Source organism: Methylomonas sp. BG-2, from assembly GCF_057766305.1.
This window is the reverse complement of sequence record NZ_JBYMAP010000052.1, coordinates 1-21,646: the sequence shown is the minus strand read 5'-3', so window position 1 is coordinate 21,646 and position 21,646 is coordinate 1. Positions and strand designations below refer to the sequence as shown.

The 21,646-nt window shown below is 61.3% G+C and carries 16 protein-coding genes; 9 read left to right on the top strand and 7 right to left on the bottom strand.

Annotated elements, in window-relative coordinates:
• Positions 1-184, top strand: a 184-nt coding sequence (locus AC3B8H_RS07145; protein WP_488440913.1) for a YceK/YidQ family lipoprotein, incomplete at its 5' end; no start/stop codon positions are given.
• A gap of 215 nt (positions 185-399) precedes the next feature.
• Positions 400-861 (top strand): hypothetical protein, encoded by a 462-nt coding sequence (locus AC3B8H_RS07140; RefSeq protein ID WP_488440912.1) that lies wholly within the window; start codon positions 400-402, stop codon positions 859-861.
• Between the two features lie 509 nt (positions 862-1,370).
• Here AC3B8H_RS07140 and gspE read toward each other — a convergent pair.
• On the bottom strand, positions 1,371-3,083 hold the full coding sequence (gene gspE, locus AC3B8H_RS07135; RefSeq protein ID WP_488440911.1) for a type II secretion system ATPase GspE: 1,713 nt from the start codon (positions 3,081-3,083) through the stop codon (positions 1,371-1,373).
• 113 nt (positions 3,084-3,196) lie between these two features.
• On the opposite strand from gspE, the gene AC3B8H_RS07130 reads away from it, so the two are divergent.
• From AC3B8H_RS07130 to ppsA, 5 genes are all read left to right on the top strand, one after another.
• A complete protein-coding gene (locus AC3B8H_RS07130) occupies positions 3,197-3,415 on the top strand; it encodes a hypothetical protein (protein ID WP_488440910.1) in 219 nt (72 codons plus the stop codon).
• Positions 3,416-3,449: 34 nt separating this feature from the next.
• Positions 3,450-6,800: a P-loop NTPase fold protein gene (locus tag AC3B8H_RS07125; RefSeq protein ID WP_488440909.1), complete on the top strand. Its 3,351-nt coding sequence runs from the start codon at positions 3,450-3,452 to the stop codon at positions 6,798-6,800.
• A gap of 69 nt (positions 6,801-6,869) precedes the next feature.
• Positions 6,870-8,474, top strand: a complete 1,605-nt coding sequence (locus AC3B8H_RS07120) for an ExeA family protein (RefSeq protein ID WP_488440908.1) — start codon at positions 6,870-6,872, stop codon at positions 8,472-8,474.
• 10 nt (positions 8,475-8,484) lie between these two features.
• On the top strand, positions 8,485-9,270 hold the full coding sequence (locus AC3B8H_RS07115; RefSeq protein WP_488440907.1) for a general secretion pathway protein GspB: 786 nt from the start codon (positions 8,485-8,487) through the stop codon (positions 9,268-9,270).
• Positions 9,271-9,669: 399 nt separating this feature from the next.
• Complete coding sequence (ppsA, locus tag AC3B8H_RS07110) at positions 9,670-12,063, top strand: phosphoenolpyruvate synthase (protein ID WP_488440906.1); 2,394 nt, start codon at positions 9,670-9,672, stop codon at positions 12,061-12,063.
• Positions 12,064-12,107: 44 nt separating this feature from the next.
• Here the strand turns inward: ppsA and AC3B8H_RS07105 are convergent, their stop codons facing one another.
• On the bottom strand, positions 12,108-13,136 hold the full coding sequence (locus AC3B8H_RS07105; protein WP_488440905.1) for a hypothetical protein: 1,029 nt from the start codon (positions 13,134-13,136) through the stop codon (positions 12,108-12,110).
• Positions 13,137-13,450: 314 nt separating this feature from the next.
• Here AC3B8H_RS07105 and AC3B8H_RS07100 point away from each other — a divergent pair, with 314 nt between their 5' ends.
• Positions 13,451-14,068, top strand: a complete 618-nt coding sequence (locus AC3B8H_RS07100) for a response regulator (protein WP_488440904.1) — start codon at positions 13,451-13,453, stop codon at positions 14,066-14,068.
• Positions 14,058-15,881: a sensor histidine kinase gene (locus AC3B8H_RS07095; RefSeq protein ID WP_488440903.1), complete on the top strand. Its 1,824-nt coding sequence runs from the start codon at positions 14,058-14,060 to the stop codon at positions 15,879-15,881. Before AC3B8H_RS07100 ends, AC3B8H_RS07095 begins: the two co-directional genes overlap by 11 nt.
• Positions 15,882-15,888: 7 nt before the next feature.
• Here AC3B8H_RS07095 and AC3B8H_RS07090 read toward each other — a convergent pair whose 3' ends face one another.
• The 5 genes from AC3B8H_RS07090 to edd form a co-directional block, all read right to left on the bottom strand.
• Complete coding sequence (locus AC3B8H_RS07090) at positions 15,889-16,962, bottom strand: alkene reductase (RefSeq protein WP_488440902.1); 1,074 nt, start codon at positions 16,960-16,962, stop codon at positions 15,889-15,891.
• 71 nt (positions 16,963-17,033) lie between these two features.
• Positions 17,034-17,999, bottom strand: coding sequence for an alcohol dehydrogenase catalytic domain-containing protein (locus AC3B8H_RS07085; protein WP_488440901.1), 966 nt, complete (start codon positions 17,997-17,999; stop codon positions 17,034-17,036).
• Positions 17,996-18,787 (bottom strand): class D beta-lactamase, encoded by a 792-nt coding sequence (gene blaOXA / locus AC3B8H_RS07080; protein ID WP_488440900.1) that lies wholly within the window; start codon positions 18,785-18,787, stop codon positions 17,996-17,998. The genes AC3B8H_RS07085 and blaOXA overlap by 4 nt, the downstream gene beginning before the upstream one ends.
• Positions 18,788-18,851: 64 nt before the next feature.
• Positions 18,852-19,481 (bottom strand): bifunctional 4-hydroxy-2-oxoglutarate aldolase/2-dehydro-3-deoxy-phosphogluconate aldolase, encoded by a 630-nt coding sequence (locus AC3B8H_RS07075; protein ID WP_488440899.1) that lies wholly within the window; start codon positions 19,479-19,481, stop codon positions 18,852-18,854.
• A 36-nt stretch (positions 19,482-19,517) separates the two neighbouring features.
• Positions 19,518-21,338, bottom strand: a complete 1,821-nt coding sequence (edd, locus tag AC3B8H_RS07070) for a phosphogluconate dehydratase (protein ID WP_488440898.1) — start codon at positions 21,336-21,338, stop codon at positions 19,518-19,520.
• Positions 21,339-21,646: the final 308 nt, after the last annotated feature.

Sequence of the window (21,646 nt, the reverse complement as noted above, 5' to 3'; positions counted from 1 at the left end):
GTTCGAGCGGGTCTTCATCTACAGCGGAACCCGGCTGGACTGGGCCGCGTTGGAAAACGACAAGATGACTATCCGAAAATTCAAGACTGAAGCGCCGAGCTACCCGTTCGTTGATCTGCCGTTCAGCTTTGCAATGGATACAGTATTTTTACCGTTAGCGATTAGTGCGGAGATATTTCACTGACGGAGATTCTTGGATCGGTAAGCTTGGGATTTCCGTTAGCCATAGACTTCCAAAACTTATACGTAAGGTTAAATAATTAGACGGGTTGTCGCGGAGGTTGTGTGCCTAACGGCTAACATAAAAAATCAGTCATTATTCCGAAAATTGGCTAGGCTTAACGCGCGGAACGACAGCTCATTCCGCGCGTTTGGCAATCAGTTTATAAGGAGACGACGATGACTCAAAATTTGATTTCAATCAGTTTTACCGATAGTGCGCTTGCGGAAATCGATGCGGCGCTGAGTGTGTTGGAAAATCATTTTTCCGACTTTCTCAATCTATCGCCCGACGAGCGGCATAGTCTGGCGAAAATGGGCGATAAGACCGAGGCGTTTTGCCGGCAGACGCTGATCGTCTCCGGTCAAAATCCGCAAGCGCTACCGCCTAGTCTGGATGTCAACGAAGCCTGGGCCGATCTGACCGCGCTTGATCAATTGCGCCCGCGCCTGCATCGCTTGCGGGATTTGCTAAGTCGCGGCGAGGATACCGACATGGCCTTGGGCAGCGATATCTACCATTTTAGCTTGGACGCCTACGCCTCTTTAAAGATTGCTGGCAAGGGAGCCGCGTTGGAAACCCTGCGGCAAGCGATGTCGGTCCGTTTTAATCGCGGCGCTAAAACGAAACCGGCCACTTAAGGACCGTCGATCGCCAACATGTCCTTTTCACACGGCGAGCCGGCCCGCCCGGCTCTCCGCGCAGGGTCCGAACTCCGTTGCGACCGATAGTTTGCTTTAAGACCCATTGTTCCGATCAGGGCTTGCAACGCGAAATTGGCGATAGGCGCTATTCGCATTCTTGATCGCAACGCTAAAAACCTTGCCCGATACTCTCGGAGCCATAAACGCAAGTCTCCGAGCCTTGCGCGCAAAGCTTTTAACCTTGCGCGCAAGTCAAAAAGTAATTCGCGCAACACTAAAAGAGTTGCGCGCAACTCTCCGAGTGATAAACGCAAGGCTCGGAGCTTTGCGCGCAATGTTAAAAGCTTTGCGCGCAAGGCAAAAAGCAATTCGCTCAACACTAAAAGACTTGCGCGCAACTCTCCGAGTGATAAACGCAAGACTCTGAGAGTTGCCCGCAAAGCTCAGGGCTTTGCCTTGCGAGATAGGAATGGGGCTTTTCCGGTAAACGACTCGGGCGGTCGAGATCAAGCCTCGGTCGTCACCCTTAACACTTCCTCCAAAGTGGTCGTGCCCTGCAAGGCCTTGCCGACGCCGTCCTCGTACATGGTTTGCATGCCTTCGGCGATGGCGGTTTGCTGGATCACGAAGGCTTCCTCGTGCTTCATGATTTGTTTGCGGATGGTGTCTGTCATCGTCAGGAATTCGATGATCGCCAGGCGGCCCTTGTAGCCGATGCCGTTGCAGGCCGGGCAGCCGACCGGTTTGTGCAGCAGGATTTCGCCGGTCGGCTGCCATTGCCGCAGCTTCATTTCCTCGATCAGCGTGTCCGAAGCCGGATGGGCTTGCTTGCAAACCGGACACAGCCGGCGCACCAAGCGCTGGGCCAGAATGCCGTTGATCGTCGAGCTGAGCAGGTACTCCTCCAGCCCCATGTCCTGCAAGCGGGTGACGCCGGCGGCGGCGTCGTTGGTGTGCAGCGTGGACAGTACCAAGTGGCCGGTCAAGGCCGATTGCACCGCGATTTTGGCGGTTTCCAGGTCGCGCATTTCGCCGATCATGATCACGTCCGGGTCCTGGCGGACGATGGAGCGCAACGCCGACGCGAAAGTCAGGCCGATCTGCGGCTTGGCTTGAATCTGGTTGATGCCTTCCAGCTGATATTCCACCGGGTCTTCGACGGTGATGATCTTGCGTTCGGAGGTATTCAGGGTTTTCAGCGCGGCGTACAAGGAGGTGGATTTACCGCTACCGGTCGGACCGGTAATCAAAATAATGCCGTGAGGTTGCGCCAGCACTTCCATGAAGCGCTCGGCCTGCTTGCCGACGAAGCCCAGAGTTTTGAAATCCAGCACCGCGTTTTCCTTGTCCAGCAAGCGGATCACCACGCTTTCGCCGTACAGTGTCGGAATCGTCGAGACCCGCAAATCCAGTTCCTTGCCGATCATCTGCAATTTGATCCGGCCGTCCTGGGGCAGGCGGCGCTCGGCGATGTTGAGCTTGGCCATGATCTTGATCCGCGACAGCACCGCAGCGGTCGAGGCTACCGGCGGCGAGTCGATGTCCTGCAACACGCCATCGATGCGCAGACGCACTTTCAGGCTTTGTTCGAACGGCTCGATGTGTACGTCCGAGGCCCGGCTTTCGACGGCTTTTTGCAGGATGAAGTTGACCATCTTGATGATAGGCGCTTCGCTGGCCAAGTCTTTCAGGTGTTCTAGGTCTTCGCTGTTTTCTTCCTCGCTGGTCAGGCCGTCCAACAATTGGTCCATTTGCGACTTGCCTTCGCCGTACTGCAGTTCCAGCGCGGCGTCGATGTCGGACATTTGGCCAATTTTCAGCGCGACAGCCTTACCGGTCGCCAGTTGCAGGGCTTGAGCGACGTAGTCGTCTTCCGGATCGAGCACTGCGACGGTGACGGCGTCCTCGCCGGCTTCCAGGCCGGCGACGTGATATTGCTTCAGGAAACGGCGGGAGATCAGCTCTGGCAGCGGCGATTGCGGCGGGTAATGTTCTCCGGCGACCTTGGCCAAGCCGCTGGTTTGGGCGAAACAGTTGGCGACATCGGCGTCCGAGCACATGCCGAGCTTGATTAACAGCTGCGGTAGCGAGTCGTCCAGCGAGGTTTTCTGCATGCGGCGCACCTTGCTCAAGTCGCTGTCGGACAGTTTGCCGTGATGCTTGAGCAAGCTTAGAAAAGCCGCGTATTTTTCGGGTCGATTTGCGATTTCCATGTCCATCGTCGGTGCCGTAAACTAAAGCCGTGTGGCCGGCATTGTAGCGATTTTCCACTGAGTCTGGCTGCCGATTATTACCGCAACGCGTTACGGCGCCATGTAAACGGAAAACAACGATGACGAATGGAATAAAACTAGGGGTATTGACCGTCGCGGCGGTCGCGGCCGGCGGCTGTTCAAGCGATTGGGCGCAGCGCCTGGGCTACCACATGCTCAGCAATGCCGGCCAGATGCAATGCCAGAAAGCGATGGCCGACGATTGCGAAAAGCGCCCCGATTACGATCGCTATCAGCGCGAGCGGCGCGAAGCGACCGATACCCAAAATCCGCGCTAACCCGGCCTGCAGTTCCCAAACCGAGAATGAAGCCATGAACGCAAACAGTACCCCAAATTGGCTGGCCGAGCTGGGTTTCGTTGCCGATCCGGATTTGCAAAACGCGCTGGCGATTGCCGCCCATGTCGGCGAGGTTTCCGAAGACGACGCCAACATCAGCTATACCTCGTTGCTGATCGGCTTGCTGTGGAACGGCGATGCGGTATCGGTCTGGCTGCAAGCCCAAATTCAGCGTATCGGCGTTCCGGTCGAAAACCTCTATCGGCAGCGGCGACTGACCCAGGCGCAGCGCGAGCCGATTCTGGAAAATGTCCGCAACGGCCGGCCGGCCGGGCTGCGGAAAGTCGCGATCAGCATCTCCGCGCGGACTGTGCTGCAAGAGGCGCATTCCCTGGCTTTGGAAACCGGTTGCACCAGCGACACGCCGCTGGCGACCCGTCATGTGCTGGCCGCGTATTTTTTCCGGAATCCGCCGGGCCACGATCATCAACTGCACCAGGAATGGGGTTTCGAAGCCGAGGCGTGGCGAAGCCGCTTCGCCGAGTACCTGCGCGATCACTATCAGGCGGAGTTTGGCGCTTGGGCGCCGGTATTGAGCGGCTATCTGGACGCCGATGATATCCAACCAACGGGACAGTTTTTGACCGGCTATACCTTCGATCCCCAAACCGTGCAATTGCTGCGCACGCTGGAGCAGGCTATAGCCGGCCACACGCCGCCGATGTTTTCCTCGGAAAGCTTGCTCGACCTATTGGCGTCAGTGCGCGAAGCGGCCGATTGCACGACGTTCGCTGAACTGGTTGCTACTCCGCTAAAAATCGGCGAGCCTCGAACCCTGACGACCACCGATTCCCCATTCACAGGTAGCGGCAGCCATTTTCCGGCGACGCATGGCTTTAAGAATATTCTGGATCGCGCCCGGACGCTGGCGCGAGCGATTACCGGAACCGAGGTCATCGGCATCCGCCACATCATCGCCTCGCTGTTGGTATCGCCGGATTCGACGGCCAATAAAAAGCTGACGAGGGCCGGCGTCAGCCTGCCGTTGTTGCGCAATCGGGTCTTGAGCGAATTTACCCGGCGCTGGGTCAACGACGACGGCTTGCAATGGCGCTTTCACTTGATCGGCACCACGCCGCCAACCATTGCCGGCTATAGCTCGGACTCGGCCGATAGCGGTATCGACAAACTGGACGTCGCGCGCTACGCCACCGCCTTCGCGGTGGTGGTGGCCGCCGAACAGGTCAGGCCACCGTTGTCGATTGGCATTTTCGGCGATTGGGGCGCCGGCAAGAGCTTCTTCATGCGTTTGATCAGCGAGCAGACCGAGCGGCTGTGCGCCAATACCACGCTGGGGCCGGACGGTAAGCGTCTGTTTTGCCGGCGAGTCCTGTCGATCCGCTTCAACGCCTGGCATTACGCGGAGCAGGACTTATGGGCCAGTTTGGTTCAGACGATTTTCCAGGACTTAAATACCGCGTTGGTTGGCGCGAGCGACACGTCCGATGTGTTGGCCGGGGTGCAGCAGGATTTGAACTTGGCGAAACAGGCCAGGGCGGAGGCCGAGAAACAGGTAGAAACAGCACGCGAGGAGCAAGATGCCAGAAATAAGGCTCTGCAAGCGAGTCGGCTGCAGGCCAGGGACGAAGCCGAAAAAGTGCGGGCGTTGACCGCCGTCGATGTCGTCGCGGCGGTTAACGCCGAAATGTTCGCGGACAAAAACTGGGAGCGTTTGCTGGTCTTGGCTGAAGATTATCTGGGGAATCGCCACATTCGCGAAGACATTCGGCAAGGCCGGCAAAGCGTGAGCGCGCTGATGGACATTGTGCGCGACAGCCGCACGGCAACGGGCAGAGTGAGGACGGCTTTGGGCTGGTTGGCGCGCGCGCCGATTTCCAAAACTGAATTTCGTAAATTGGCGGTGGTGGCGATTCTGGTTTTGGTCGTCGTGTCTTTGCTTGCCACGGTTTTTCGAGATTGGATAGGCGGCACTTGGACCGTACTATCGACCGTAGTTGCCGAACTGAGCGCGGTCGGCGGAATGGCAGGCGCTTGGGCCAAACGCCATTTGAAGACCGTGTCGGAGGGCTTGGATCAATTCGACGTGTTGAGCGGCGCTTTGGATCGCCGGCTCGCCGAAAAGCAACAACAAAATCAAGAAGCGCTACAGGACGCCCAAAGCGCGTATCAGGCTTCCGAGGCCGCGCTGGCGGACGCGGAAGCCGCGCTGCTGATGGCCATCGAAAAGGTCGAGCAAGCCGAGCAGGCGTTGACGGAAAGCCGGTCGGCGCAACGCATCGCCCGTTTGGTGGAGCAACGGCTTAGCGGCGGAAACTACGAGCAATATCTGGGTCTTATCGCGGCCATTCGCGCCGACTTTCAGACCTTGAGCGATCTGATGAAGCAAATGCGGCGGGAGTCGGAATCGGCGCCGACCACGCCGGAACCCATCGATCGGATCGTGCTGTATATCGACGATCTGGACCGTTGTCCGAGTAACCGCGTGGTGGCGGTGCTGGAAGCCATCCATTTGATGCTGGCCTTCGAGTTGTTCGTGGTCGTGGTGGGCGTGGATATCCGCTGGGCCGCCCGATCGTTGGCCGAGAAATACCCCAATCATCTGACGCCCGGCGACGAACAATGCCAAACCACGCCGGCCACACTGGGCCGGGCCGATAACGACGGCGCGACCGCGCTCGATTATCTGGAAAAAATCTTTCAGATTCCGTTTTGGTTGCCGCCGATGGAAGAACAAGCCAGCCGCAATTTGATTTTCGAATTGCTGCCGGCGCCGGCCGGTCAAGCCGGCGCCGAACCGGAAAATTCAGCCGCGGCGCAGACACTGGCCGAATTGCCGGCCGCCGAGCCGCAAGCCGCCGCGTCGCAAGCAGCCCACGCCAACGCGGCCCAGGCCCAGCCGGCGCCAACGACTAAAGGCGCGGAACTGTTGGACATCGCCGCCGAGGAGCGTAATTACATGCTGCGTTTGGCGGGCGCGGTCGGCAAGTCGCCGCGCCGGCTGAAGCGCTTCGTCAATACCTACCGAATCTTGAAAGCCTCGATCGATGCGCTGGAGCGGGAAACCTTTGTGTTGGAACGCGGCGCCAAGGGCGAATATCGGACCGCGATGACGCTATTGGCCTTGGTCACCGGCGCGCCGCGCAGTTCGCTGGACATGCTGCGCTTTCTGGACCAGCACCGCGATGAAGAGGCCTTCGAGTTGTTCGACAAGTACTTGGACAGTCTTAGCTATGCCGACGAAGCCAAGTACGTCAAGGCTGCGCTAAGCGCTTACCGAACGACACAGACGGCCAACTTGCGGGAATTAAGGCATTGGGCACCGCTGGTGGCGCGCTTTAGCTTTCGGTCGGGCCGGGGCATGTAGCGCGGTCGTCGGCCGGGTCGCAATTTAAGTGCAATTTGCCGGGCTTTGCATTAGCATCCGGCCAACCCATTGTCGAAGTCTAAAACTTTGTACCAGCAATATTTCAATTTCAGCGAACTACCGTTCTCGATCTCGCCCGATCCGCAGTTCATCTACATGAGCGAGCGCCATCAGGAAGGGCTGGCGCATCTGCTGTACGGTATCAATCAGGGCGGCGGTTTCGTGGCCTTGACCGGCGAAGTCGGCACCGGCAAAACCACGTTGTGCCACTGCTTGTTGCAACAACTGCCCGAAAACGTCGATATCGCGCTAATCCTCAACCCCAAACTGACCGCCGTCGAATTATTGGCGACGATATGCGACGAATGGGGTATCGCTCATTCCGGCCTGAGCGCGAAGAGTCTGATCGATGCCATCAATGGCTACTTGTTGGCCGCCTACGCCCAAGGCCGGCGCAGCGTGTTGCTGATCGACGAAGCGCAAAATTTGAGTCTGGAAGTGCTGGAGCAGATTCGGCTGCTGACCAATCTGGAAACCAGCAAGGCCAAATTGCTGCAAATCATTTTGGTCGGCCAGCCGGAACTGAACCAGATGTTGGCTCGCCAGGAACTGCGCCAGCTCAATCAACGGATTACCGCGCGTTATCATTTGGGCCCGCTATCGCTGGAGGAAACCCGTGCCTATATCCTGCACCGATTGCGGGTTTGCCACGGCAGCCACCGTCTGTTTCAGGCGGCGGCGATACGCAAAATTTACCGGTATTCGGCCGGCGTGCCGCGCTTGATCAACATCTTGTGCGATCGAGCCTTGCTCGGCGCCTACTCGACCGATACCCGCCGGATCGGTCCGGCGATCATCGCCCGCGCCGCCAGCGAAACCTTGGGTCCCCGGCGAGCAGCCGTCAAGCGCTACGCCGCCGTCGCCGCGACGTTGGTGCTCGGCATCGCGGCCGGGTTCCACGCTTGGCGGACGGATCGGCCGATCCTCCCAACCGCCAAGCCGGTTGCGGTATCGGAGGCCGCCGTCGTGGCGGCGCCGGTCGAGGTCAAGCCGCTCGCGTCTGCATTCCAGGAATGGCTGGATGCGGCGGCGCCGGCTCAGGAGGTCGCATTAGCCGAACTGCTGCGGATTTGGCGGCAAAAGCCGGCGACCGATAAACCGGTGGATTGCGATTCGATTGCTTCGTTGGGATTGAGTTGTTTATCGGGGAAGGGCGGCTGGCAGGAATTGATACGCCTCGACCGTCCCGCCCTGTTGGCGTTTAGCGATACGCGGGGCCAACAGCGCTACGTATTGTTATCCGGCGCGGACCAGCGCCGCGCGGAGGTCCGAATCAACGGCGACAGGCCGTTTCCGCTGGTCGAGTTGCTGACGCTGTGGGACGGAAATTATCTGTTGCTGTGGCGGCCGCCGCGGCCGGGCTTGACCGAAATCGCGCCGCCGCAAAAATCCGCCGACGTTTCATGGCTGCGCGGCCAGCTTGGCAAAGCCGCCGAGATTCCCGGCGGCGGCGATCCACGGCTTTTCGACGACGCGTTAAAAACCCAACTGATGGCATTCCAACGCCAGCAGCAATTGACGCCGGACGGCATCGCCGGCGCGCGTACCCTGATCCAGTTACAGAACCGGAGCGGGGCGGATGGTTCGCCCCGTTTGGACATTACCCACCGCTAGCCTTGTCGATATGTCTTACATCTTAAACGCATTGCGCAAATCCGAGCGGGAACGGCAAGCGCTACAGCCGGACACGGTCGCGGCCAGGATTGCGGCGCCACCCGCCCCGGCGCGACAAGGTATCGCCAAAATCGTTGTCGTATTGGTATTGCTGAACGCGGCTATTTTGACTTATTTCCTGGGCTTTGCGCCGGGCAAGCCGGATGCAGGGGTGCAACCGCTATCAGCAAACCAAACGCCGCAGCTCAACGCAATATCCGAACCGACGCCGGCCGGTCGGGCCAGCAAGCCGGAACGGCATATGCCGTCGGTGCCTAAAGTCGAGCCGCCATCGCGGGCGGTTACCGCAAGCAGCGTGGCGGATAAGGTCGGTGCGACCAGGAAGATGGCCACCGAAGCGCCAAAAGCACCCATCGCGCCGAAGCCGGCGTTAGTGGCCAAGCCGGCCCCCGACGATTCGGCGCCGGAACCTGATACGTCGGCGGTCCCTGCGCCGAAACCGGTCGCTCCGGCGCCGGCCCCGGTCGCCGCCATCCCGGCGGCCGCCGCGCCGACGCGGCCGAACAGCGGGTTGGCCATGCTGGACGAGTTGCCGCCCGAGCTGCGCCAATCGCTGCCCAGCCTGCCGATCAACGTCTACAGTTACTCGGCCACGCCCGCCGAGCGCTTCGTGATGATCGACATGGTCAAATATGTGCCCGGCCAGACCATAAAAGACCAGGTCGAACTGCGGGAAATCCAGGAGGACGGCATCGTGGTGCGCTACCGCGACCGGGTGTTCAAAATCAAGCGCTGACCATTCATGGGGTTGGGGGGTGGTAGCGTCTTAGGCCGCCAGTTTTTGCCACGGGTAGAGCGCCTTTCGGCTCATTACCGACGCGGCACTGACTTGGCCGGCGTTTGATGGACTTGCCGAATGTCACGAACCGCATATGCTTATACCGACATCGGCTTGCAAATTTCGTTGTCTTGATTCCGCCGCTCGCGGAGTGATGCAGCCGCGAAATTGGCCCGCCGAAATTGACTTCAGCGCGATCGTTCGGAGATCAACACGTATTCCGGTGCCGATCCCGATCCGAGCATATCGGATTGAATTGGGTGCGGCGGCCGAGGCTTTTCACCCTCGCCGGTGCGACACCGGCGGCCAGTCGAGCGACTCGCGCGGACCGCGATAACCACAGCCAAGGAGCGCCCCATGTCCACAGTCTACCGATATATCCGTTGGTTCAACCAATTGAGCATCCACGACATCCCGCTGGTCGGCGGTAAGAACGCGTCGCTAGGCGAAATGTATCAGGCCTTGGGCGGGGAGGGCATCCGGGTGCCGAACGGCTTCGCGATCACCGCCGAGGCCTACCGCTACTTGCTGGATCAGGCCGGCGCTTGGCCGCGTCTGCACGAACTGCTGGATCAGGTGGACGCCGACGACGTCGCCGATCTTGCGCGCCGCGCCCAGCAGGCGCGCGATCTGGTCTACGCGGCGCCGCTACCGGCCGACCTGCAGAGCGAGATCCACGCGGCATTCGACGAGTTACGGCGGGAGTACGGCGAGGATTTGAGCGTCGCGGTGCGCAGTTCGGCGACCGCCGAGGACTTGCCCAACGCCAGCTTCGCCGGCCAGCAGGACACGTACCTGAACATTCGCGGCGGCCAGAGTTTGCTGGACGCCTGCCGCCGCTGCTTCGCCAGCTTGTTTACCGACCGGGCCATCCATTACCGCATCGACCAGGGCTTCGATCATTTCAAGGTGGCCTTGTCGATCGGGGTGATGAAGATGGTGCGCTCGGATTTGGCGGCCAGCGGAGTGATGTTTTCGCTGGATACCGAATCCGGTTTTCAGGACGCGGTGTTCGTCACCGGCGCCTACGGCTTGGGCGAGAACGTGGTGCAGGGCGCCGTCGATCCGGACGAGTTTTACGTGCATAAGCCGACCTTCGCCCAAGGCTACCGCGCGGTGCTGCGGCGCAATCTGGGCGCCAAGAAAATCAAGATGGTTTACAGCGACGGCCGTACCCGCGAGCCGGTGCGCAACATCGCCACCGCCAACGACGAGCGGCGCCGGTTTTGCATCGCCGACGCCGAAGTGCTGGAACTGGCCGATTATGCGATCAAGATCGAACGCCATTACGGTCGGCCGATGGACATGGAATGGGCCAAGGACGGCTTGGACGACCGACTCTACATCGTCCAGGCCCGGCCGGAAACGGTGGCTTCCCAGCGCCGCGGCCACGTACTGGAGCAGTACCGCTTGCTGGGGCAGGGCGCGGTGATCGCCCGCGGCCACGCGGTCGGCAGCAAGATCGCCGCCGGCACCGCCCGGGTCATCGCCAGCGTTGCGCAGTTATCCAGCTTCAAGCCCGGCGAGGTGCTGGTGGCCGACATGACCACGCCGGATTGGGAACCGGTGATGAAAACCGCCGCCGCCATCGTCACCAATCGCGGCGGCCGCACTTGCCACGCGGCGATTATTGCCCGCGAATTGGGCGTGCCGGCCGTGATCGGCTGCGAGAACGCGACGACGGCGATTGCCAGCGGTGGCGAGGTGACCGTCAGTTGCGCCGAGGGCGACGCCGGTAAGGTCTATCAGGGTCGGGTGGAGTTCGAGGTATTGCATACCGACTTGGCGCAACTGCGGCGGCCGAAAACCAAGATCATGCTGAATCTGGGCAATCCGGAATTGGCCTTTAAGCACAGCTTTTTGCCGAACGACGGCGTCGGCTTGGCGCGGATGGAATTCATTATTACCGAATATATCAAGGCGCATCCGCTGGCCCTGATTCATCCGGAGCGGGTCAGGGATGTCGACGAGTTGGAGCAATTGACGCAATTGACCGAGGGTTACCCCAAGCCGGAGGATTTTTTCATCCAGCGCCTGGCCGAAGGCGTGGCGACGATTGCCGCCGCGTTTTATCCCAAGCCGGTGGTGGTGCGGATGTCGGACTTCAAGACCAACGAATACGCCACTTTGTTGGGCGGGCGCTGGTTCGAGCAGGACGAGGCCAATCCGATGATCGGCTTTCGCGGCGCGTCGCGCTACGTGCATCCGGCCTACGCCGAGGGCTTCGCGTTGGAATGCGCGGCGATGAAGCGGGTGCGCGAGACGATGGGTTTGACCAATCTGATCTTGATGATCCCGTTTTGCCGACGCATCGACGAGGCGGAGCGGGTGTTGGCGGCGATGGCCGGCCACGGCTTGCGGCGCGGCGACAACGGTCTGGAAATCTACGTGATGTGCGAGATTCCCAACAACGTGATTCTGATCGACGAATTTGCCAAACTGTTCGACGGCTTTTCGATAGGCTCCAACGACTTGACCCAATTGACCTTGGGCGTGGACCGCGACTCTGAAATCGTCGCCAACGACTTCGACGAGCGCGATCCCGGCGTCAAGACCATGATCCGGCTGGCGGTGGAAGGCGCGCGCCGCAACGGCCGCCATTCCGGTTTGTGCGGCCAGGCGCCGTCGGATTATCCGGAAATGGCCGAATATCTTGTCGAAATCGGCATAGACTCGATGAGCCTCAACCCGGACACCGTGCTGGCGACGACGCAGCGGGTGTTGGCGTTGGAGCAACGTTTGGGGCGTTAGCGGCCGCCGCCGAAACCGCTTGGCTCGGCGGCGGTTTGTTTGATTTAAGCGGCCTTGCGCCGCAGGCCCCAGTAGCCGGTCAGCGCGCTGAGCATCAGCCAAGCCGATGCCGGTAGAGGTACCGCAGACAGTTTGCCGTATTCGATGACGCCGGCGACCGCGCCGCCGGTTGGCGCCGCATTCACCGATAGATGGGCGATTTCCCCGGTCAAACCGCCGCTGTCGGTCAGAAACAATATCCGGCCGCCGCCGCCGAAGGCGCCGCCACCGTCGGCACTGACCGTGGTATTGCCGGTAAATGAAATGACCGGCGCGTGCAGCAGCAATCCACCGCCCGAGCCACCGCCGCCAAGCAGCGCGGTACCGCCGCTACCGTCGCCGCCCTCGGCGGTCAACAGGCCGGCATTGAAATCAATGGACGACAGCGCGCCCAATTCGATCGCACCGCCGCCGCCGCCGCCGGCAACGCTGCCGAACAAATTGGCGGACGCACCGCCGCCGCTGCCGCCTTCCAGTTTCAGATGCAGGTCGCCGTAGGCAATGCCGCCTACACCACCGAAGCCGTTGCCGCCGTGGCCGCCGAAGCCGCCACCGTCGCCGAAGCCGGGCAAGCCGCCCTTGCCGATGCCGCCGCCGGTGCCTTCACCGGCCCCGAAAGGCGCCGCGCCGCCGCGCCCGCCGCCAGCTCCACCCTCGCCGGGCGTGCCGTTATTCGCATTAAAGCCGTTGGCGTTCAAGTTGCCGTTCAGCTGAATGCTGCTTAACGACAGCAAGCCCAACGACAATGTCCCGGTGGCCTTGACCGTCACCTGACTGGCGATCGCCACCGAATCGAAATTGAACACGGCGATATCGCCGCTGACGACGCCGCTGTACAACACCGTGCCGTCCGGGGCTTTCAGGACCGGCGTGGCGTTGCCGGTATCGAAAAGATAATCGCCAACGGTCTGGGTAAGCGACAGGCTGCCCAACGACGCAAAGTCGTTGGGGTTTAGCGGCGCGGCGAAGCTTGGGGCGCTGCTAAGCGCCCATAGGGCCAGACCGATCCGGGTTGCGTAACGGGTTTGGTACATCGGTTTTCTCCAGGTTGGGTACGGTCCCGTCAACCGGACAAGGTCCGGCCTCGGGGGACTCGAGGACGTTGTGGGTCGGTGTCGGAAATCCGTTTGTCCCTGGCCAGCGGACGAGAAATTGGCTGGACGGATTCGCCGGTCTTGGCTCATCCCGCTACCGGCGCGATTAGCGCTTTGGCAGAGGGGCATTGGAGCCGGTGAGCAGTGTAATCAGCCCGAATACCCCACCGCAATTCCGCCAAATGGGGGGGATATTGTCGATAGCCGAAAATTGGCTCAGTATAAAAGCCGCTATTTTCCGTGGAAGGCTACCGATGAAAATTCTGTTACTTGACGACCATGCCTTATTTCGAGCTGGTTTGCGCTTGTTGCTGCAAGCCTTGGACCGCTCGGTACGGGTCTTCGAAGCGGGGACGATTGCCGAGGCGCTAGCCGTCGCCGCCGAGCACGCCGACTTGCGCTTATGTTTGTTGGATTTAAGTTTGCGCGGCGAGGACGGCTTGGCGGCGGTCGCCGACATCACGGCGCTGGCCTTGGATATAGCGGTGGTCGTGGTGACCGCCAGCGACGAACCGGCGACGGTCAGGACCTGTATCAACGCCGGCGCGATGAGTTTTATCCCGAAAAGTTCGGCGCCGGATGTGTTGGCCGAAGCGCTCAAGCATGTGATGTCCGGCGCGGTGTATTTGCCGCCGGCGATGGCCGACAACGATGGCGATTGGGCGCCGATCAATTTGTCGCCGCGCCAGCGCGACGTGTTGCGAGGTCTGTGCCGCGGTTTGCCGACCAAATCCATCGCTCGCGATCTGGGTTTGTCCGAGCATACCGTCAAGGACTACATCGCCGCGCTGTTCAAAACGCTGGATGTACATAATCGCACCGAAGCGGTGATCAAGACCGGCCGGCTCCGGTTGTTGCCCAGTGAAAACTGACTGGCGGCGCCGGTTCCTTGGGCGCGAGGCCGCGATCAGTTCGGAAGGCGCCGACAGCGCTGATTTCGAACGCGAGGTTTTGCGCGAGTTGATACGCCTGCACGCCAAGATGTTGTTGCGCTTGCCCTGGGTTCAGGCTTTATTGGCGTTGGGGGTGGTGCTGTTGGCGTGCCGCTCGGCCTCTTGGAACTGGCTGTTGGGTTGGAGCATCTTGACGATCGGTGCCGAGTGCGGCCGGGCTTGTTACGCCGGCCGGGTGGTGCGGATGGCGCCGAGCACCGATCCGGTGGGCGCCCACCGAGTATTGATCGGATTGGCGGCCGGCGTCGGCGCGACGGTGGGATTGAGCGCGTGGTTGTTCATACCGACTATGCCGTTGCCGGATCAAGCCTTGCTCGTGATCGTGCTGTTTGCGATGCCGGCCGCCGGCGTGTCGGTAGCGGTTTCGTCGCCGCGGATTTTAGCCGCGTATTCGCTACTGATCATGGTGCCGACCGCGGTTTGTTGGGCCGGTCAGTATCCCGAGCAAAGCTTGGTCGTCGCCGGTTTGACCGCGCTGTATTGGTGTTTCATCGTCAGCGTGGCCGGTGACGGCGAACAGTTGTTGCGCCGCTCGGTGGCGATTCGGCGCGAGCGGGATCGTACGTTGGCCGATTTGCAGCAACTGAATGCCGAAGTCAGGGAGGCGGTGACACGGGCCGAGGCGTCGTCGCGAGCCAGGGCGCGGGTGCTGGCCGCCGCCAGTCACGACTTGCGCCAGCCTTTGCACGCGCTATCGGTTTATAGCGCGGTATTGGTGGCCAACCCCGCCGCGGAGGCCTTGCCGGAGGTGGCCGGCAATATCGATCGGCTGGTACGCAATTTGGGCGGACTCTTGCACGGATTACTGGATTTGTCGCGTTTGTCGGCGGACCAATACGTACCGGAGTTACGCCGAATTTCGCTGGACCGGTTGGCCGCCGAGGTCTGCTCCGAATTCGACGCGTTGGCCGGCGATAAGTCGTTGCGCTTGGCGCGGTGCTTGGGACAGGTCAGGTTGTTCGACGATCCGGTCGCGATTGCCCGGATTGTCCGCAATTTGCTGGACAACGCCATCAAATACACCGAACGGGGCGAAGTGACGGTTTCGACCGCGCGGCAAGAGGCGTTCGCGGTCTTGGAGATCGCCGACACCGGCCGCGGCATTCCGGCCGAGGAATTGACGCGGGTTTTCGAGGAATTCTACCAATTGGACAATCCCGGCCGCGATCAGCAACGGGGCGTCGGTTTGGGTTTGACCATCGTCCAGCGTTTGTGCGAATTGATCGGCGCCGACATCGCGGTGGCCTCCGAGTGCGGTGTCGGCACTCGGGTCACTTTGCGCTTTCGGACCTTGGCGACTGGCGCCGAGCCAAGGCCGGTCAACGCCGGCGCCGACACGTCGGGGGTACGCGGTAAACGGGTTTACGTGGTGGACGACGAGGCGGACATTTTGGAAGCGATGCGTATCTTGCTGAAAGGCTGGGGCTGCCGGGTCGAAACGGCGGCGTCGGCGAGCGTGGCGGACGCGTTGTTTTCCGATTTAGGTCGGCCGGATTTATTGATTGTGGATCTGCGCTTGGCCGAGGGTGAGCAGGGCTTGGCGTTGGCGCGGCGTTTAGGCGGTCGTTACGGCGAGTTTCCGGTTTTGGTGGTGACCGGCGAGACCGGACTCGAGGCCTTGGCGCCGGTGCGCACCGCCGGTTTTCCGCTTTTGCAAAAGCCCATCGCCGCCGACGTCTTGTACGACGCGGTCAGCCGTGCCTTGCCCTCGGCGGCGCAACCACCCGGCTAGCGGGCAATCAGCGGCTGGCTAGAGAATAGTCGGTGTAACCGCGCCAATCGCCGCCGTAAAAACGCTCGGAATCCGGCGCGTTCAAGGCCAGACCCAGTTGTAGGCGGGTCACCAGATCGGGGTTGGCGATGTAGGCGCGGCCGAAGGCGACCAGGTCGGCGCGGCCGTCTTCTACCGCGCTGGCGGCTCTGGTGGCGGTGTAGTTGCAAGCGGCAACGTATATTCCACCGAACAAGCGTTTCAACGCCGCGTAGTCGAAGTTCGAAGAGCAATTGAGCCGGTCTTCGCCTTCGACGACATGCAGATAGCCTATCCTGCCGGCCAGATCGGCGGCAACGGCGTCGAACAAAAATTGCGGATCGCTGTCGCGCATGTCGTTAAAACTGTTTTCCGGGGAAATCCGCACGCCGACTTTGTCCTTACCGACCACGGTGGTGACGGCATCCACGACTTCGTTCAACAAGCGCATGCGCTTGTCGACCGTGCCGCCGTAGGCGTCCTGACGTTGGTTGCTGCCGTCGCGCAGAAATTGGTCGAGCAAATAGCCGTTGGCGGCGTGAATTTCGACGCCGTCGAAGCCGGCCTGCATCGCATTGCGGGTGGCTTGGGCGTATGCGGCGGCGATGGCGGGCAGCTCGCCGATTTCCAGCGCGCGCGGAATCACGAACGGCTGAGGGCCGCCGGGCGTGCCGACCATGCCCGACGGTGGCAGGGCCGACGGCGCGACCGGCAGTTTGCCGTCCGGTTGATAACAGGGATGGGAGACGCGGCCGACATGCCAAAGCTGCAGAAACATTCGGCCACCGGAGGCGTGAACGCAGGCGGTCACTTGCCGCCAGCCGCGAATTTGTTCCGAACTATGTATACCCGGCGTGGCCGGATAACCCTGGCCTTCCGGAACGATTTGACTGGCCTCGCTCACGATGAGTCCGGCGCTGGCGCGTTGAGCGTAATACAGCGCGTGCAGCCGATGCGGCGCGTTGTCGGCATCGGCCCGGCAGCGAGTCAGCGGCGCCATCACGATGCGGTTGGGTAACGACAGCTCGCCCAAATCCAGCGGCGAAAATAGAGTCCCGGTCATCGTTCAACCTCGAGGTTGTCCTGAAAAAGTCGGTAAGTCTAGCGGAGATGCCGAGGTTTACCGTCGACCGATTAACGTTTCAGGAGAATCTTCCGTATTCCCGGCCGGGCTGCGGCGGCGAAGGCCGCGGGGCCGGCGCTGAGTGGGTAAATGCCGTCGATCAGCGTCTCGACGGCGACGCAGCCGGTGCTCAGGTGGTCCAGGGCGGGTTCGAAACGGCCGCATCGCGATCCCAGCAAACGGATTTCCTTGACCACCAACGGGCTTAAATCGATGGGGTGGTCGGCGGCGAAGGTGGATTTAAGGATTAAGCAGCCTTGCGCGCGCAGCAGGCGCAAGGCCGTGGCGAAGCCGCTGGCGGTACTGCTGGCATCGACCATGCGGGAAAACGCGCCATCGGGGAAATCGGTCGCCAACGCGGCAGCCAATCCCCAGTGTCTGGGTAGCGTCAGCGAGGCTTCCGAGCGGCCCAGCATCGTGACCGAATGGCCGGCCAAGGCTAACACCCGGCCGATCAGCAGGCCGAGTCGGCCGGGGCCGAGTACGCCGATCTCGCCGCGCGGCAAGTCTTGCAATGGTTCGACCACCCGCAAGGCCGCGGCCAGCGGTTCGGCGAACACGGCGGCCTCGTCGCTGACATGGTCCGGCAGCCGGTATAGGTTAGCGACCGGCAACGTGAAGAAGTCCGCGAAGGCGCCATCCTTGTCGCGGATGCCCAGCACCCGCCGGGTCGGACAATGTGACGGTCCGGTCGTCAGACAGGTCGGGCATAGGCGGCAGCCGATGTTGATGGACCCGACCACCCGACTGTGCAACCAATGGCGGTCGTTCGCATCGGCGACCTCGACCACTTGTCCGACGAATTCGTGGCCCGGAATGCCGGCAAAACCGGCGTAGCCGTTGGCTAACTCCAGATCGGTCGCGCAGATGCCGGCCAGGCGCAATTGAATCAGCGCTTCGCCGGAGGCGGGTTTCGGGATGGCTAGGTCGGTCCGGTAGCAAAGCTCTCGGCCTAGTACCAGGGCTTGCATGGTCATGGCGGCAACGCGGCGATACCCTTGGCTCGCAACGCGGCTCGGAGCAGCTGGGCGCGCAGCTGCAGATCCTGTTCGGAGCGTAGATCGATATTCAACGCAAACAGCCAAGTCGCCGAAGCGGTTTCGATGCTTCCGATATACCAACCGATTTGCGGCTGGCCGCGCGCGGCCCAGCCGGTTTTGGCGCGTAAGGCGTAGCCGGGTGTTTGTTCGACCAGCATGATGTTGCGCAAGGTTTCATAATGCTCGGTGGCGAACGGTAATGCGCGCTGATCCAATTTCTTCAGGAATTCGATTTGTTCGGCCGCGCTGATTTGCAGCTCGCCGTTCAACCAAAATTCGGTGGGGCTAAAGGCAGGCGCCAGGCGGCCGTAACCGATGTCGTCCAGATAGTCGCGGTAGGCCTGTCGGCCGACCCGCCGCGCCAAAACCTGATAGCACCAGACGCAGGATGCCTGATACGCACTGGCCAGGGTGTGGTCGCGGTTCCAGTGCGGAACCGACCGCTCGACGCCGTCCCATTTCATTACTTCGTTGCGGTCGATGGCGCCTTCTTCCAGCGCGATCAGGGTATTGAGCACTTTGAACGTCGATGCGCAAGGGTAGCGTCGGCCGGCGCGGGCGTCGTTATGGACAAAGCGTTGGCTGCCGTCCGACGCGGCGATGATCAGCGTACCGGTCAACTGACGTTCGGCGAATAAAGCGGCCAGGCTGGCATCTTCGGCGCGGCCGAACATCGGCCAGACGGCGAGCAGACAAAGCAAGGCGGCTTTCGGCAGGTTGGACATTTTTGTGATGACCGGTTGGCGCTGCCAAGCGCCGTTTCGCCGCCGTCCCTGGCGGAGAACGGCCTTAGTTTTTCAATTGGGCGGCAACGGTGGCGCGGCGGGTGATTTCCGCCCAATCGCCGGCATCGACCAGATCGGCCGGCGCCATCCATGAGCCACCGACGCAGGCGACGTTGCTCAAGGCCAAATATTCCGGGGCGTTCTTCGGATTAACCCCGCCGGTCGGGCAGAATGTGACTTGCGGCAGTGGGCCGCCGATCGATTTCAACATCGGAATGCCGCCGGCGGCTTCGGCCGGGAAGAACTTCATCGCGGTAATGCCGCGGTCCAGCAAGCGCATCACTTCGCTCGGCGTGATAACGCCGGGCAGCAGCGGTACGCTGGTTTCCAGAGCGGCGTCCAACAAGGTTTCGGTGACGCCGGGGCTGACGATGAACTCGGCGCCCGCCGCGATCGCGGCATGCAGGGTTTGCACATTGATGATGGTGCCGGCGCCGACAATCGCACCGGGGACTTCGGCCTTGATACGGCGTATCGCATCCAGCGCGACCGGGGTGCGCAACGTGATTTCCAGTACTTTAAGTCCGCCTTCGACCAGCGCTTTGGCCAGCGGAACGGCGCTGTCGAGATGGTTGATGACCATGACCGGCATTACCGGCGAGGTGGTCATGACTTCTTGGATGCTTACGGTCATGGTTTTAATCCTATAGGTTGGTTTGTTGTTATTGTATTAATCGACGTAAAACAAGTTGGTGGCACCGGTTTCGGCGGACGAGGCGTGGGCGCGGAAGCCGCCGAACAGTTCCCGGCCCATCCCGAAGTGGTGGCCCTTCGCCGAATTGGCGGCGGCTATCCTGGCTTCGAATTCCGCCGGATCGACCTGGACGTTGACTTCGCCGGTTTGCGTGTTCAAAACGATGACGTCGCCGTCGCGGACCTTGGCCAGCGGACCTCCGTCCAGGCATTCCGGGCACATATGTATCGCCGACGGCACTTTTCCGGAGGCGCCGGACATGCGGCCGTCGGTGATCAGCGCCACTTTGAAGCCCTTATCCTGCAATACGCCCAGCGGCGGCGTCAGTTTGTGCAACTCCGGCATGCCGTTGGCTTTCGGCCCCTGGAAGCGCAACACCACGATACAGTCTTTTTCCAGCTCGCCGCGTTTGAAGGCGGCTACCACGTCGTCCTGGTCGTCGAAGACCACGGCCGGCGCGGTGACGACTTGATGTTGCTCGGCGACCGCCGAGATTTTCGAGACGCCGCGGCCGAGGTTGCCGTGCATCACGGTCAGGCCGCCGGTCGGTTGGAAGGGGTGGGCGACCGTGGAGATGACCGCGTCGTCCTGCGAGCCGCCCGGCCCTGCTTCCCAACGTAGCCCGGCGTCGGTCAGTTTCGGTTCCCGGCTGTACTGCGTCATGCCGCGCTCGTCGCCGATGGTCAGGATGTCGTCGTGCAACAAGCCGTTGCGCAGCAGCTCCGCAATCAAAACGCCCATGCCGCCGGCGGCCTGGAAGTGGTTGACGTCGGCCGAGCCGTTCGGGTAGATCTTGGCCAGTAGCGGGATGATTTTCGATAGTTTGTCGAAGTCGTCCCAGTTGATAATCACGCCGGCCGCGCGGGCGATCGCGATCAAATGGATCGTGTGATTCGTCGATCCGCCGGTCGCGAGCAAGCCGATCAACGCGTTGACGATGGCTTTTTCATCGATTGCGTGGCCGATCGGTCTGAAGTCGTTGCCGGCCGCGGTGAATTTCAAGACTTGCTGGGCGGCGGCCTGGGTCAACGCGTCCCGCAGCGGCGTATAGGGATTGACGAACGAGCTGCCGGGCAAGTGCAAGCCCATGATCTCGACCATCATTTGATTGCTGTTGGCGGTGCCGTAAAAGGTGCAAGTACCGGGACTGTGGTAGGACTGCGATTCGGATTCCAGCAATTCCTTGCGGCCGACCTTGCCTTCGGCATACAGCTGGCGAATGCGGACTTTTTCCTTGTTGGGCAAGCCGCTAGGCATCGGTCCGGCCGGGACGAATACCGCTGGCAGATGGCCGAAACTCAAGGCGCCGATCAACAGGCCGGGGACGATCTTGTCGCAGACACCCAGGTACAACGCGGCGTCGAACATGTTGTGGCTCAGGCCGATCGCGGTGCTCATCGCGATGACGTCCCGGCTGAACAGCGACAACTCCATGCCGGGCTGGCCTTGGGTGACGCCGTCGCACATGGCCGGCACGCCGCCGGCGAATTGGGCCACGCCGCCGGCATCACGCACGGCTTGTTTGATCAATGCCGGAAAATCCTTGTAGGGTTCGTGGGCGGACAGCATGTCGTTGTAAGCCGAAATAATCCCGACATTGGGTTTTTGCGAACCGGCCAAATCTTCCTTTTCGCCCCCGGCGCAGGCCGCAAAGCCGTGAGCCAGATTGCCGCAGGCCAGTTTGGCGCGGTGCGGGCCTTTGTCGACAGCGGCTTCCAAACGGGACAAATAGGCGCTCCGGCTGTCGCGGCTGCGTTCGATGATGGTTTGCGTGACTTTTTCGAGAATGGGATGCATCGTGGTGTCCTAGTCGGAAAATAAATGTTTAGCGGAATCTAAAGATCAGCCCAACCCAAGGCTCGACGGTTTTCGCCGCGGATGCGCGGCACCCAGCGAGTCGGGAAAAAACGGCCGGGCCTTAAACAGACGTACGCGTGAGGGCTGGGCCACGCTCTCCGGTTCAAGCGTTGCCGACCAGTTCCATCCAAAAACTCTGCCAACTCAATAAGCTTGGTTCCAATTCGCGAAATTCGGGTGCAAGGTGCGGCCTGATCGCGTTAACCGTTTCCAAATCCATCGTCTCTACCGGCCGCAGATTTTTGATC